The sequence below is a fragment of the Planococcus sp. TJ-301 genome, assembly GCF_058268475.1.
Genome location: NZ_JBZDOH010000001.1, coordinates 209,532 through 222,451 on the forward strand (window position 1 = coordinate 209,532; position 12,920 = coordinate 222,451).

The following is a 12,920-nucleotide window of genomic DNA, read 5'->3' on the forward strand; positions in this document are numbered from 1 at the left end:
TTATTAGGAGCTGAGAAAATGGCCTTACCGTTTTTATCGAGAAAAGCGCGAGTCGCGACGATTACTATAGAAGAAGATGCGATTCGCCATGTCGACTTGAAGTCGATTACCCCTCTTCAATTGAGCTGTGCAGAAGAGATGGTTTTGCCGCCGGGCATCATTGAAGACGGCAAAGTGGCTGACATGGAAGCGCTTGAATCGGAGCTCGGTAAGGCTGTCAATCAGTGGGGTCTCTCTAAGAAGTCAGTCCGCTTCCTCGCCCCTGACGAATTCGTTACAATCCGCAAAGTACCTTACCCCGAAGGCGTCGAAGCCGATGAACTTAAAGGCCATTTTTTCATCGAAATCGGTTCTACGCTTTACTTGCCATTCGAAGATCCCGTCTTCGATGTGGTGCCATATCGTGCCGACAGCGATAATCCGGAAGTGATCATCATTGCGTCGAAAGAGTCGGTTATCGACGATTACGAGTCAGCGCTTGATGTTGCGAAATTAAAAGCGGTTGTCGCCGACATTACGCCGCTTGCGCTGTACAGGCTTGCTTACCTGCAGCACGAATTCGCGGAAGACGAGCACATCATGCTCATCGACCTGCAGTCGAAAAAAATGACTGTATCGATTTTCCATGAGCATTTTCCGCTGTTCATGCGGCCGGTGGAATTCGACGTTTCGGGTACGATTCTGGAAGATCCGGCGTCGGTCATGGAAATCGTTGAAGAAGAGGCGGAAAAGCTCGCCAATTTCTACCGTTATAATATGAATGATGGCGAACAAGGCATCACGAAAGTGGTGTGCAACGGCGAATACGATAATTGGCCGGCATTCAAGGCGCGCCTGGAAGAGCGGTTCTCGCTGCCGGTGGCACCAGTCGTGTTGGAAGACATCCCTTCCGATAACGCGAAAAATGTACCGGGCCGTTTCAACCGCGCCATTGGCCTTGCGCTGAAAGAGGTGTGACGATGTTAGTTGATATTAATTTATTGCCGCAGAAAGAACGGGACCGTCCCGCTTCGATCGTTGCGGCGATTGCCATTTTATTACTGGCTGCGATCATTTGGGCGGTTTTCGCCTTTCTCGCTGGCGACCACAAAGAACAAGGGGCAATAGCGGCAGCGCAGACAACGCAAGTGCAAGCTGAACAGGTGATGCTGCGCGAACAGCTTGAAGCGGTGCAGGGCATGAACGAAGAACAACAATTGAAGGCGACTGTCGATTGGGCGGAAAGCTATCAATTTGATACATTGCCGCTGATGGCCGAATTGGTTTCGAAGTTGCCCGCTCGAGGGTTTTTCGATAGCTTCTCTTACATCGGCATGGACATTGCGACATTGGGTGTCCAATTCGATACTGCCCGCGAAGCTGCTTATTATCTAGCACAGCTGAAAACGTCGAGCCTGATTGAATCGGCAACATTGGATTCTGTAGTGCAAGAAGCGCTTGAAGAAGAAACGGTGGAAGACGGTACGATCATTCTTGATGAAGACGCACCTGTTTTAAACCCACGCTACCTAGCATCTTATACATTGGTGTTCGTCGATGGACGTGTTCCTGCGTTGACGCCGGAAGGCGAAATCATCAGTGAAGAACCTGCAGCGGAAACCCCGCCGGCTGAAGAAGTTCCGGCAGCCGATGTAGACGTCAATGTTGAAGTCGACCAAGCAGTGCCAGCGACACCGACAGCGCCAGCAGTGCCAGCGACGCCAACGACTCCAGTGACACCGGCTGAAGCTCCGGCGCCGGCAGATGGAACGGAAGGTGACGGCCAATGAGCAGCATGACAAAAAGCCAGAAAGAAAAAGCGTTGATCGCCTTAGCGATCGTCTTCCTCTTGGCGCTTGCCGCATATTCGTATTTTATGGTTTATAGCCCAGCTCGAGAGGCTAAATTGCAGGCAGAACAATTATTAAGCTCCGAGCGCGATGTGTTGATGGGATTGCAGACGCAGCTGAAAGAATTGCCGGAAGGTGAGAAGATCAGCACTAGCGAATTGCAGCAGAAAGTGTCTATCGAACCGCTGTCGGAATTGATTGTCCTGCAGATTGAACAAGCAGAATTGCTGTCGAACTCACTTGTGACGAATATTGCGATTACGGAAGAGCCAGTAGTGTTGCCAGTGCCGGTCGAAGGTCTGGAGAACTTGCAGGAAGTGCAGACGACCGTATCAATCGAAGTTGCAGATTACAAGAACATCACTACGTTCATCAAAGAAATTGAAGCGATGGACCGTATCTTGATCGTCGATTCGATTGATTTCGGCGCATTGGAAGAAGTTACGACGGCGGACCAGGAGCGCGAAGTGCTCGATGTCACGCTTAGCTTCTCCGCGTATTTCCGCCCGGATCTGATCGCTTTGCTTGATACATTGCCGAAAGTCGACGCTCCAGCGCCGGCAGGGAAAGTCAACCCGCTCGCCCAGAATGACGGCACCGACCTCGCTGCACAAGACGAGGCAGTACCGGCAGAAGAAGCAGCCGCGGATGTTGAAGTCGACGTTGATGTCGACATCGAAGAAGATTCCGCTGCAGTAACAGCCGAACCGAATCCGAATGTCGCCGGCGCTCAGACCGCAGGCTTTCATAAAGTGAAAAAAGGCGAAACCTTATTCACGATTTCCTTGAAATACTATAATAGCCGTGACGGTGAAGCGCTGATCCAAGAAGCGAACAGCATGTCCGACAAAACGGTCATCGCCGGCACGACATTGATCATTCCGGAACGCCGTTAAAGGGAAATCACATTGATTTCCCTTTTTCTTTTAAAAAATATCCGTAAAAGAGGGTCATTATGGCAATTACATACACAGTTTTCTTTACCATCTTCGGATTAGTTTTCGGCTCGTTTTACAATGTCGTCGGCTTGCGCGTACCGAAAAAAGAATCGATTGCGTTTCCTCCGTCCCACTGCACGAAATGCGACCGGCAATTAACGGCGCTTGATTTGGTGCCAGTTTTTTCTTATTTATTCCTGCGTGGCCGCTGCCGCTCATGCGGCGAAAAGATTCACTGGGTGTATCCGCTGATGGAGTTCGTAACCGGCGTGCTGTTTGCCATATCTTTTTGGAAGATCGGCTTCGAGCCGGAACTGATCATCGCGATTTTGTTCATGTCGCTACTCGTCATCATCACCGTGTCGGACATCGCTTATATGCTTATTCCGGATAAAGTGCTGCTGCCGATTGGCGCATTGCTGCTGGTCTTAAGATTGTTCATCCCGCTCGATCCATGGTGGGATTCGCTGCTGGGAGCGGCCGTCGGCTTTGGCATCCTTCTGTTGATCTCGATGGTATCAAAAGGCGGTATGGGAGGGGGCGACATCAAGCTGTTCTTCGTCATCGGCCTCGTGCTTGGCGTGTCTGGCACGCTGATGACCTTGTTCTTCGCGTCACTGCTCGGTTCAATTGCCGGCATTATCATGTTGCGCATCAAGAACCAAGGCCGCAAGACGCCAGTGCCATTTGGCCCGTCAATTGCGCTCGGCGCAGTCATCGTCTATTTCTGGGGAGACGCGTTATTGAGTTGGTATATGAATTTTTGGAGATGAAGCATTTTGCTTCATCTTTTTTTGTTCAAATTTTTGCGCCTCCGTGTCAGCCGAACCATTCTCGCGCCAAGGTGTCAGCTACAAATGTTTTTTAATTTGAGTCTGACGCGGGGCGCAACGAAAAAACAAAATATTTATTCAAACCCCGCAGCGGCTCGATTCTCACATAAATCCTGTGCCAAATCTCATTTTTGGAAGCAGCAATTCCAAGCAAAAATCATATTTCCTTTTTTGCTACAATTTTCAACGGCGCTAAAATTCGGTATGATGCTAAAAAAGGGAGGAATCCATCCATGAAATTCAAAGCCAAACAACCGATCATCCTGGCATCCGCGTCACCACGCCGCCGTGAACTGCTAGAAGGGCTGGGCATCACTTTCACTGTAGAGCCGAGCTTGAAAGAAGAACTTAAGCCGGAAAGCTTCCACACTGCGATGGGCTATGTCATTGAATGCGCGTTGGCGAAAGCGAAAGATGTTGCGAAAGGGCATCCGGAAGCGGTCGTCATCGGCTCGGATACGGTCGTCGTGTTAGACAGCGACATTTTGTTGAAGCCGGAAAGCGAAGCGCAGGCGAGAGAATTTCTTGGCCGCCTTTCAGGCAAAACGCATGACGTCATCACCGCCGTGTCGATCATCAAAGGGGGCAGCGTGCAATCGTTCCACGAAATCGTGCGTGTGACGTTCCACGATCTGCCGCAGGAATGGATCGAAGCTTACATTGCCACGCCGGACCCGTATGACAAAGCAGGGGCATATGGTATCCAGACGGCATCCGGGTTGTTTGTCAAAGCGATCGAAGGCGATTACAATGCGGTCGTCGGTTTACCGATTGCATCACTTGCGCAGAAGCTTGTCTTGTCCGGTTATATCGAAGTGCAGGGGAGCCGCGTCGAATGCTGACGGAAGGGGCGCTGATGATGCGCGAAGTCCATTCAGCCGACCGTCCGCGCGAGCGGCTCATCTCCCAAGGTGCGATGAGCTTATCGAATCAGGAACTGATTGCGATTTTGCTGCGCACCGGCACAAAGCAGGAATCCGTTTTGCATCTCGCAAATCGGGTTTTGCTTTCCTTTGAACAAATCCATCATTTAAAAGACGCGACGATTGAAGAAATCACAGCCATCAAAGGCATCGGTCAGGCGAAAGCGGTGCAGATCCTGGCATCGGTCGAACTGGGCCGGCGCCTTTCCTCTAAGCAGACAGACACGAAATACACCATCCGTTCCCCAAAAGATGCCGCCAATTATTTGATGGCGGACATGACTTCGCTCAAACAGGAGCATTTCGTGGTCCTGTTCCTCAACATCAAAAACCAGGTTATGCATAAACAGACGATCTTTGTCGGCAGCCTTAATGCCAGCATCGTCCACCCGCGCGAAATTTTCCGTGAAGCGGTGCGGCGTTCTTCGGCATCGATCGTCTGCGCCCACAACCACCCGTCTGGCAACCCGGCTCCGTCACCGGAGGATATCGCTGTCACGAAACGGCTGTTGGAAGCAGGAAGCATCATTGGCATAGAACTTTTAGACCATATCATAATAGGGGACCATCAATTCATTTCTTTAAACGAAAAGGGGTTCATGTAGGACTGTTACTTTTTTTCTTTATCGTCTATAATGAGTAGTATTGTGTTTACTCTATGGCAATTTTGCATATAAAGAAGGGAAGATTTGACTTGTTTGGAATTGGAACGAAAGACGTTGGAATTGATTTAGGAACTGCGAATACTTTGGTATTCATTAAAAATAAAGGGATTGTGCTGCGGGAACCGTCCGTAGTGGCAAAAAATACCAGTACAGATGAAATAGTAGCTGTTGGAAATGATGCACGTAATATGATAGGGCGTACTCCTGGGTCTATCGTCGCGATTCGTCCGATGAAAGACGGAGTAATTGCGGATTTCGATACGACGACGGCAATGATACAGTATTACTTGAAGGGTGCGATGAAAGCGTCGGGCACTTCTTGGTCGAAACCGAACGTCATGATTTGTGTGCCTTCTGGCATTACGTCTGTTGAAAGGCGCGCCATCATTGATGCTGCTCGCCAAGCAGGTGCACGTGAAGCGTTCACAATCGAAGAACCATTCGCAGCTGCCATCGGCGCAAACCTTCCAGTATGGGAACCTACAGGAAGCCTTGTCGTCGATATTGGTGGCGGAACAACTGAAGTGGCTGTTATTTCACTTGGCGGCATCGTCACAAGCGAATCTGTCCGCGTCGCAGGCGATGCGATGGACATTGCAATCACGCAATTCATCCGCAAAACCTATAACCTGACAATCGGTGAACGGACGGCTGAAGCGATCAAGATGGAAGTCGGTTCTGCGCGCACAGTAACAGAAGCGGAGAAAAATGCTAAAATGGATATTCGTGGCCGCGACCTTTTAACTGGCTTGCCGAAAACTATTGAAATTACCGCGGAAGAAATTGCTGAAGCGTTGAAAGAATCGGTTGCATCGATTATCGAAGGCGTGCGCCGCACACTGGAAAAAACGCCGCCTGAATTATCAGCGGATGTTATGGAACGCGGAATCGTCTTGACTGGCGGCGGAGCATTGTTGAAGAACCTCGACAAAGTAATCGCTGACCAAACGGATATGCCCGTCTTCATCGCAGATAACCCGCTTGACTGTGTCGCTATCGGCACCGGCAAAGCACTGGACAACATCAACCAGATTCGACGCCAGCAATCGCATAAATAAGGAGGATTGCCCCAAATGTTCCACTTTTTTTCAAACAAGCGGCTGATTTTGCTGCTGCTCGGCGTTATTCTGCTTGTTGGGCTTATTTCGTTTTCTTTGCGCGACCGTGACAACGTGTCGCTGCCGGAACAGCTCATCAAGGATGGCGTCGGGGCCGGGCAAATGGTCTTTTCCGGACCCGCCCATTTTGTTACAGGAATTTTTGATAATGTGGACTCTCTTTTGAATACATATCAGGAAAATAAGTATTTGAAATCACGTCTCGAAGAATTTGCCGGAGTGCAATCGGAAGTGACGAACTTGCGCTCGGAAAATACCGAACTGAAAGCGTTGGTCGGCAAAAAAGCGGATATGCGGGGTTACAACCCGATCCAAGCGACCGTCATTGCGCGGAACCCGGACCAATGGGAAGAAAAAGTCATTATCAATAAAGGCTCGTCAAGCGGCGTGCTCGAAAACATGGCGGTCATGACGGCCCAGGGGCTGATCGGCAAAGTGACGCTGACGACACCGTTCACTTCGACAGTCGAATTGATCTCGACACAAGACCCGAATTACCGGGTCTCAGCGATGGTCATCGGCGGCAAGAAAGATGTGTTCGGCTTAATCGAAGGCTATGACAGCGAACGCCGTGAACTTTTACTGAAACGCATTGATGCAGATATCGACATCAAAGAAGGCCAGCAAGTCATCTCAAGCGGCCTCGGCGGCATTTTCCCGAAAGGCATCATCATCGGCGAAATCACCGAAGTGGCGATAGACGAGTTCGGCTTGACGAAATTGGCATACGTTAAACCGGCGGCTGAGTTTTCGCTCCTGAATCACGTCGTCATCGCCGACCGGGTTATGCCGGAAGTGGACGGCGCGGATAACGGCGAGACGGTGGAGGAAGATGCCCCATGATGAGATACCTGATTCTGGGGATCGGCTTGGTGCTGTTTTTCATGGAGCCGGTCTTCGGCCTTTTTTCGCCGCTCAAGCTGAGCGGCGAATATTATTATATTGTTCCGCGTTTTTTGATCATGTTCCTGATCTTCGTATCGGTTTATTTTGATACAAAACACGCGATGTATTATGGATTATTTTTCGGCCTCTTGTACGATGTCTTTTTCATTGATATTATTGGATTATATTCTTTTTTGTATCCGGCCATTTGTGTGGTTGCAGGATACACGGTAAAGACGGTGCAACGGAATTTATTCGTAGCGACGCTTTTGACGTTGGTGCTCACAGCTCTTTTCGAGTTCGTGCTGTACCAGTTTTTCACGTTGATTTCGCTGACCGACGTTCCGTTCGGTACATTTTTGGCGACCCGCCTATGGCCGACCATGATAGCGAACTCGCTGTTCTTGTTCGTTCTTGGCTGGGCGTTCAAGTCGGTTATCGTCGGCCGCCTCATCGAACGGGAAAAGAATCCAAGTGCATACTAAAGGAAGCGCAGGTGACACATTTTTGAAGAATCTTGTCAATATCAAGGGGACGAAACAAGGGCTTGTGCTGCAGCTCGATGACCAGTGTTCTTACGCCGATCTGCTGGCGGAACTGCAGGCGAAGGTGTCGGATCCTGCGCTTGACGGCAGTGCTGAAGTTCAACTCCAGCTGGGCAACCGTTATTGCACGGAAGCTCAGATCAAGGAAATCATCGCGCTTATCCAAAAGAACGAGCATTTGCGCGTTTCGCGGGTAAGAAGCGACGTCATTACAGTAGAAGAAAGCAATCGCCGCATCCAAGAACGCCAATCCGAGACCTATGTCGGCATTGTGCGTTCGGGGCAAGTGGTGAAAGCTGACGGAGACTTAGTGGTTGTCGGCGATGTCAATCCGAACGGCCGCGTTGCCGCTGGAGGCAATATATATGTGTTAGGGCGCCTGAAAGGGATTGCCCATGCTGGAACGAACGGCAACCGGGAAGCTGTAATCGCAGCCTCATGGCTGGAAGCGACGCATCTTCAGATTGATGATGAGTTGGAAATCATGACTGACGAATTGACGGTCTTATCGGAACAGCCGGAAATGGAATGCGCTTATTTGCATAAAAACGGCAGCATCATTATCGACCGCTTGCAGGAACTCAGATTCTTACGGCCGGAAATTTCAACGTTTAAAGGAGGAAGCTAGTGTGGGAGAAGCTATCGTTATTACATCAGGTAAGGGAGGCGTCGGTAAAACGACGACAACCGCCAATCTCGGCACTGCATTGGCCCTTCAGGGTAAGAAAGTATGCTTGATCGATACGGATATCGGCCTTCGCAATCTCGACGTCATCCTGGGCCTCGAAAATCGCATCATTTACGATTTGATCGATGTTTTGGAAGGACGCTGCAAAGTGCATCAGGCGCTTGTTAAAGACAAGCGTTTTGAAGATATGCTGTATTTATTGCCGGCTGCCCAAACAGCTGACAAAAACGATGTCAACCCGGAACAGATGCGCGAATTGGTGACGGAACTCAAGAAAGATTATGATTTTGTCATCATCGACTGCCCGGCAGGCATCGAGCAAGGCTATAAAAACGCCGTTGCCGGTGCGGACAAGGCGATTGTCGTGACGACCCCTGAAATTTCAGCGGTGCGCGACGCCGACCGCATCATCGGTTTGCTTGAAATGGAAGAAAACATCGAACCGCCGAAATTGATCATCAACCGCATCCGCCAGCATTTGATGAATGCCGGTGAAGCGCTTGACGTCAATGAAATCACAACGCATTTGTCGATCGATCTTCTCGGCATCGTTGCAGACGACGAGAGCGTCATCACGAGCTCGAACCGTGGAGAGCCTGTGGTCATGAACCCGGCGAACCCAGCAGCGCTCGGCTACCGCAACATCGCCCGCCGCATCCTCGGCGAATCGGTGCCGTTGATGACGATGGACAAGAAGAGCCAAGGCGTCTTCTCGAAAATCAAAGCGATCTTTACGAAATAAGAATGGACCAAAAACCTCCGCAGCGATGCGGGGGCTTTATTTTTGAGTTCGAGGGACGCAGCGTCTGAGACGTGCTGCAAATAAACCACTGGATTGCGCAAACGAATTTTTTATTCTGCAAGCAACGCACCGTATGCCGCAAGTAAATCAGTAACCCGGAAAATGAACATAAGAGAAACTGCAAAAATTACAAAGCCACACTAAGTTTTATTCCGCAGCCACTCACTTGCGAATAACTATTGACGCGGGTTGTCTGGCGTGGTATTATTCTAATGTTATGTTTGTAGCGCACCTGTGCTACAACCGCTCGAATCAGGTAGCTTAAGCATCGGCAGCAATGCGGATCACCTGAATAGGCGAGTCCTAATTCTAAGAGGAGGTGCAAGAATATGTACGCAATTATTGAAACTGGTGGAAAACAGATCAAAGTTGAAGCGGGCCAAGAAATCTATGTTGAGAAATTGACTGGAGAAGCTGGTGACGTTATCACATTTGACAAAGTTCTATTTGTAGGTGGAGATGAATCTAAATTCGGTGTTCCTTTTGTTGAAGGAGCTACTGTTACTGCTAAAGTCGTGAAAAGCGGAAAAGGCAAAAAGATCACAGTCTTCAAATACAAAGCTAAAAAGAACTACCGTAAAAAACAAGGTCACCGTCAGCCATACACGAAATTGACTGTCGACGCGATCAACCTGTAAGACATGATACGAGTAAACGTAACTGAAACATCAAACCGGATTTCGTCATTTGAAATGTCCGGGCATGCCGACTATGCCGAACACGGGCAAGACCTCGTCTGCGCTGGCGCATCTGCTGTCTCATTTGGAGCGGTGAATGCCATAATGGAGCTTACGGGAATCGAACCTGACATCGAGCAGGGAAGCAGCGGCTTATTGAAAGTCGTGTTTCCGGCAGGACTGGATGAAAAAACGGACGAGCAGGTACAACTGCTGGTGCGCGGAATGATTGTTTCTTTAAAAACGATTGAACACGATTATGGGCAATATATTAAAATAACCTTCACAGCTTAGGAGGTGGGACAGAATGTTAAGATTAGATCTTCAGTTTTTCGCATCCAAAAAAGGTGTAGGTTCAACGAGAAACGGACGTGACTCAGAATCAAAACGCCTTGGCGCTAAACGTGCAGACGGACAACTAGTTACTGGTGGTTCAATTTTATACCGTCAACGCGGTACTAAAATTTATCCAGGTGAAAACGTTGGACGCGGCGGAGACGACACACTATTTTCAAAAATTGACGGAATCGTACGTTTCGAACGTTACGGACGCGACAAGAAAAAAGTGAGCGTATACCCAGTTGCACAAGAAGCTTAATAAAAACGAAAAGGGCTGCTTTGGCAGTCCTTTTTATTTTGAATAGATGCAGCAGCCAGCTAAAATCCGGGAAATTGCGCTGCGAAATTGGTATACTGATAAAAGAAGCTGAAATAGGAAGTGACTTATGGACGTGTCAAAATCAGTGGTACAATCGCTTCGGCATGCGCGGCATGATTTTCTGAATGAGTTGCAATTGATCGGCATGTATCTGGACCTCGGGCAACCGGAAAAGGCCAAAGCGATGATTCGCTCTCATGCCGAAGCGGCTGTGCACATGAGCCGGCTCGCGGGATTGGCTATGCCGATAACGGAAGAATGGCTGCTATTGTCAAAATGGCGCTATCCGGAATTGGCGATCCAAACCGAATGCACGGCGGAAGCCGGCATTGCGAAGCTGGACGGGGCGTTTGCCGGAATGCTGGAAAAATTCGCCGAAACGGTCCGGCCTCAAATGGATCCGTTCGTTGAATATGTTTGTACAATAAGTATATGGAATGAAAACGAGTCGCTTGCGATGAAGATTTCATTGAACGGGGACTGGCAGGGGCTGCAGTTACCGGAAAGTTCGCTAGACACAGCAGTAATAAAGTGTGGCAGCGACGGCTTAGAAGTGGCCGTCCGCTCACAGATGGAGGGATAATATGTTTGTCGATCACGTAAAAGTTTATGTTAGAGGTGGCGACGGCGGGGACGGTATGGTAGCGTTCCGCCGCGAAAAATATGTACCAAATGGCGGTCCAGCGGGCGGCGATGGCGGTAAAGGCGGAAACATCGTATTCATGGTAGATGAAGGCTTGCGCACGCTCATGGATTTCCGCTACAAACGGATTTTCAAAGCGGACCGCGGTACGCACGGAATGAGCAAAAACCAGCATGGCGCGAAAGCACAGGATACGATTATCCAAGTTCCGCCGGGCACAGTCGTAAAAGACGCCGATACGGGTGAAACGATTGCCGATTTGGTTGAACAAGGCCAAACAGCAATCATCACACGCGGTGGGCGCGGCGGGCGCGGCAACTCGCGTTTCGCCACGCCGCAGAACCCAGCTCCGGAATTATCGGAAAAAGGCGAACCGGGCTTTGAACGCAACGTCGTTCTGGAATTGAAAGTGTTGGCGGATGCCGGACTTGTCGGATTCCCGAGTGTCGGGAAATCGACGTTATTGTCAGTCGTTTCTGCTGCGAAGCCGAAAATCGCTGAATATCATTTCACAACAATCGTGCCAAACCTCGGAATGGTTGAAACAGAAGACCACCGCAGTTTCGTTATGGCCGATTTGCCAGGATTGATCGAAGGCGCGCACCAAGGAGTCGGCCTCGGCCATCAATTCCTGCGCCACATCGAGCGCACGCGCGTTATCATCCATGTCATCGATATGTCCGCTCTTGAAGGCCGCGACCCGTATGATGATTATCTGACGATTACAGAAGAACTGAAACAATACAATATGCGTTTGACGGAACGCCCAGAATTGATCGTGGCGAACAAAATGGATATGCCGGATTCTGAAGAGAACTTGAAGAAATTCCGCGAAAAAATGCCGGAAGATGCACAAATTTTCCCGGTTTCCGCATTAAGCCGACAAGGCTTGTCGAATCTTCTGTTCGCGATTGCGGATCTTATCGAAGTGACTCCTGAATTCCCGTTGATCGACGAAGAAGTGGACGAATCTGAAAGCACGGTTCTCTACAAGCACGAGAAGGAATCAGACGGCTTCAATATCACACGCGAATCTGACGGTGCATTCGTCTTGTCCGGCTACGCTATCGAGCGTATGTTCAAGATGACCGATTTCTCGCGTGAAGATTCAATTCGCCGTTTCTCCCGCCAAATGCGAGGAATGGGCATTGATGATGCTTTGCGTGAACGCGGCGCTGAAAACGGCGACACGGTCCGCCTGCTTGAATTCGAATTTGAATTCATGGACTGATTGAGAGATTTCTGGGAGGTTTATTGAATGAAGGATGTATCCGAACAACGGTATTATTTGGTGCGTGAAGACGTGTTGACCGAAGCGATGCAAAAGACGCTTGAAGTAAAGCGTCTGCTGCAGCGCGACCGCATGTCGATTTTGGACGCTGTCAATCACGCCGGGCTTTCACGCAGTGCGTTTTACAAATATCGGGATGCGGTATTTCCATTCCATTCGATTGTGAAAGAACGGATCCTGACGGTGTTTTTACAGCTCGAAGACCGCTCTGGAACGCTTGCCACCTTGCTGCAGTCGGTTGCTGAAGCCGGCTGCAATATTTTGACCATCCACCAGACCATCCCGATCCAAGGGCGTGCGAACGTTACGCTGTCGCTCGATGTGACGGCGATGGACCTGGAATTGGATGCGTTTTTGCAGCAGCTGAAAAAACTCGATTTTGTCGAGTCGGCTGATGTCGTATCAAGCGGATCATCTTAACTTAG

Annotated in this window: 17 protein-coding genes and 1 other annotated feature; all 17 genes read left to right on the forward strand. The window is 49.7% G+C overall.

The annotated features are described in order from the left end of the window. Nucleotides 1-18 precede the first annotated feature (18 nt). The 17 genes from pilM (at nucleotide 19) to AC4EHJ_RS01150 (ending at nucleotide 12,915) form a co-directional block, all read left to right on the forward strand. A complete protein-coding gene (gene pilM / locus AC4EHJ_RS01070; protein ID WP_490973755.1) occupies nucleotides 19-957 on the forward strand; it encodes a type IV pilus biogenesis protein PilM in 939 nt (312 codons plus the stop codon). Between the two features lie 2 nt (nucleotides 958-959). After that, the gene (locus AC4EHJ_RS01075) at nucleotides 960-1,769 is read left to right on the forward strand and encodes a PilN domain-containing protein (protein WP_490973756.1); all 810 of its coding nucleotides are present in this window, start codon (nucleotides 960-962) and stop codon (nucleotides 1,767-1,769) included. Continuing rightward, entirely contained in the window at nucleotides 1,766-2,725 is a 960-nt protein-coding gene (locus AC4EHJ_RS01080; RefSeq protein WP_490973757.1) for a LysM peptidoglycan-binding domain-containing protein, read from the forward strand. The genes AC4EHJ_RS01075 and AC4EHJ_RS01080 overlap by 4 nt, the downstream gene beginning before the upstream one ends. A gap of 59 nt (nucleotides 2,726-2,784) precedes the next feature. Then, nucleotides 2,785-3,540: a prepilin peptidase gene (locus AC4EHJ_RS01085; protein WP_490973758.1), complete on the forward strand. Its 756-nt coding sequence runs from the start codon at nucleotides 2,785-2,787 to the stop codon at nucleotides 3,538-3,540. Nucleotides 3,541-3,833: 293 nt separating this feature from the next. Continuing rightward, nucleotides 3,834-4,442, forward strand: a complete 609-nt coding sequence (locus AC4EHJ_RS01090; RefSeq protein ID WP_490973759.1) for a Maf family protein — start codon at nucleotides 3,834-3,836, stop codon at nucleotides 4,440-4,442. After that, a complete protein-coding gene (gene radC, locus AC4EHJ_RS01095) occupies nucleotides 4,436-5,128 on the forward strand; it encodes a RadC family protein (protein WP_490973760.1) in 693 nt (230 codons plus the stop codon). The genes AC4EHJ_RS01090 and radC overlap by 7 nt, the downstream gene beginning before the upstream one ends. An 89-nt stretch (nucleotides 5,129-5,217) precedes the next feature. Further along, nucleotides 5,218-6,246: a rod shape-determining protein gene (locus tag AC4EHJ_RS01100; protein WP_490973761.1), complete on the forward strand. Its 1,029-nt coding sequence runs from the start codon at nucleotides 5,218-5,220 to the stop codon at nucleotides 6,244-6,246. A gap of 15 nt (nucleotides 6,247-6,261) precedes the next feature. Continuing rightward, complete coding sequence (gene mreC, locus AC4EHJ_RS01105; protein ID WP_490973762.1) at nucleotides 6,262-7,149, forward strand: rod shape-determining protein MreC; 888 nt, start codon at nucleotides 6,262-6,264, stop codon at nucleotides 7,147-7,149. Beyond that, nucleotides 7,146-7,676, forward strand: coding sequence for a rod shape-determining protein MreD (gene mreD, locus AC4EHJ_RS01110; protein ID WP_490973763.1), 531 nt, complete (start codon nucleotides 7,146-7,148; stop codon nucleotides 7,674-7,676). The genes mreC and mreD overlap by 4 nt, the downstream gene beginning before the upstream one ends. Nucleotides 7,677-7,698: 22 nt before the next feature. Next, nucleotides 7,699-8,364: a septum site-determining protein MinC gene (minC, locus tag AC4EHJ_RS01115; RefSeq protein ID WP_490973764.1), complete on the forward strand. Its 666-nt coding sequence runs from the start codon at nucleotides 7,699-7,701 to the stop codon at nucleotides 8,362-8,364. Between the two features lies 1 nt (nucleotide 8,365). After that, nucleotides 8,366-9,166 carry a septum site-determining protein MinD gene (gene minD / locus AC4EHJ_RS01120; protein WP_490973765.1) on the forward strand — a complete coding sequence of 267 codons (801 nt, stop codon included), beginning with the start codon at nucleotides 8,366-8,368 and terminating at the stop codon, nucleotides 9,164-9,166. Between the two features lie 291 nt (nucleotides 9,167-9,457). Further along, nucleotides 9,458-9,540 (forward strand) — a sequence feature (ribosomal protein L21 leader region). Between the two features lie 15 nt (nucleotides 9,541-9,555). Next, nucleotides 9,556-9,864, forward strand: a complete 309-nt coding sequence (gene rplU, locus AC4EHJ_RS01125) for a 50S ribosomal protein L21 (protein WP_135500679.1) — start codon at nucleotides 9,556-9,558, stop codon at nucleotides 9,862-9,864. A gap of 3 nt (nucleotides 9,865-9,867) precedes the next feature. Next, a complete protein-coding gene (locus AC4EHJ_RS01130) occupies nucleotides 9,868-10,197 on the forward strand; it encodes a ribosomal-processing cysteine protease Prp (protein ID WP_490973766.1) in 330 nt (109 codons plus the stop codon). A gap of 13 nt (nucleotides 10,198-10,210) precedes the next feature. Further along, nucleotides 10,211-10,501: a 50S ribosomal protein L27 gene (gene rpmA, locus AC4EHJ_RS01135; RefSeq protein ID WP_135500681.1), complete on the forward strand. Its 291-nt coding sequence runs from the start codon at nucleotides 10,211-10,213 to the stop codon at nucleotides 10,499-10,501. Nucleotides 10,502-10,628: 127 nt separating this feature from the next. Beyond that, the gene (locus tag AC4EHJ_RS01140; protein ID WP_490973767.1) at nucleotides 10,629-11,144 is read left to right on the forward strand and encodes a Spo0B domain-containing protein; all 516 of its coding nucleotides are present in this window, start codon (nucleotides 10,629-10,631) and stop codon (nucleotides 11,142-11,144) included. A gap of 1 nt (nucleotide 11,145) precedes the next feature. Continuing rightward, a complete protein-coding gene (gene obgE / locus AC4EHJ_RS01145; RefSeq protein WP_490973768.1) occupies nucleotides 11,146-12,435 on the forward strand; it encodes a GTPase ObgE in 1,290 nt (429 codons plus the stop codon). Between the two features lie 27 nt (nucleotides 12,436-12,462). Then, on the forward strand, nucleotides 12,463-12,915 hold the full coding sequence (locus AC4EHJ_RS01150) for an ACT domain-containing protein (RefSeq protein WP_490973769.1): 453 nt from the start codon (nucleotides 12,463-12,465) through the stop codon (nucleotides 12,913-12,915). Nucleotides 12,916-12,920 lie beyond the last annotated feature (5 nt).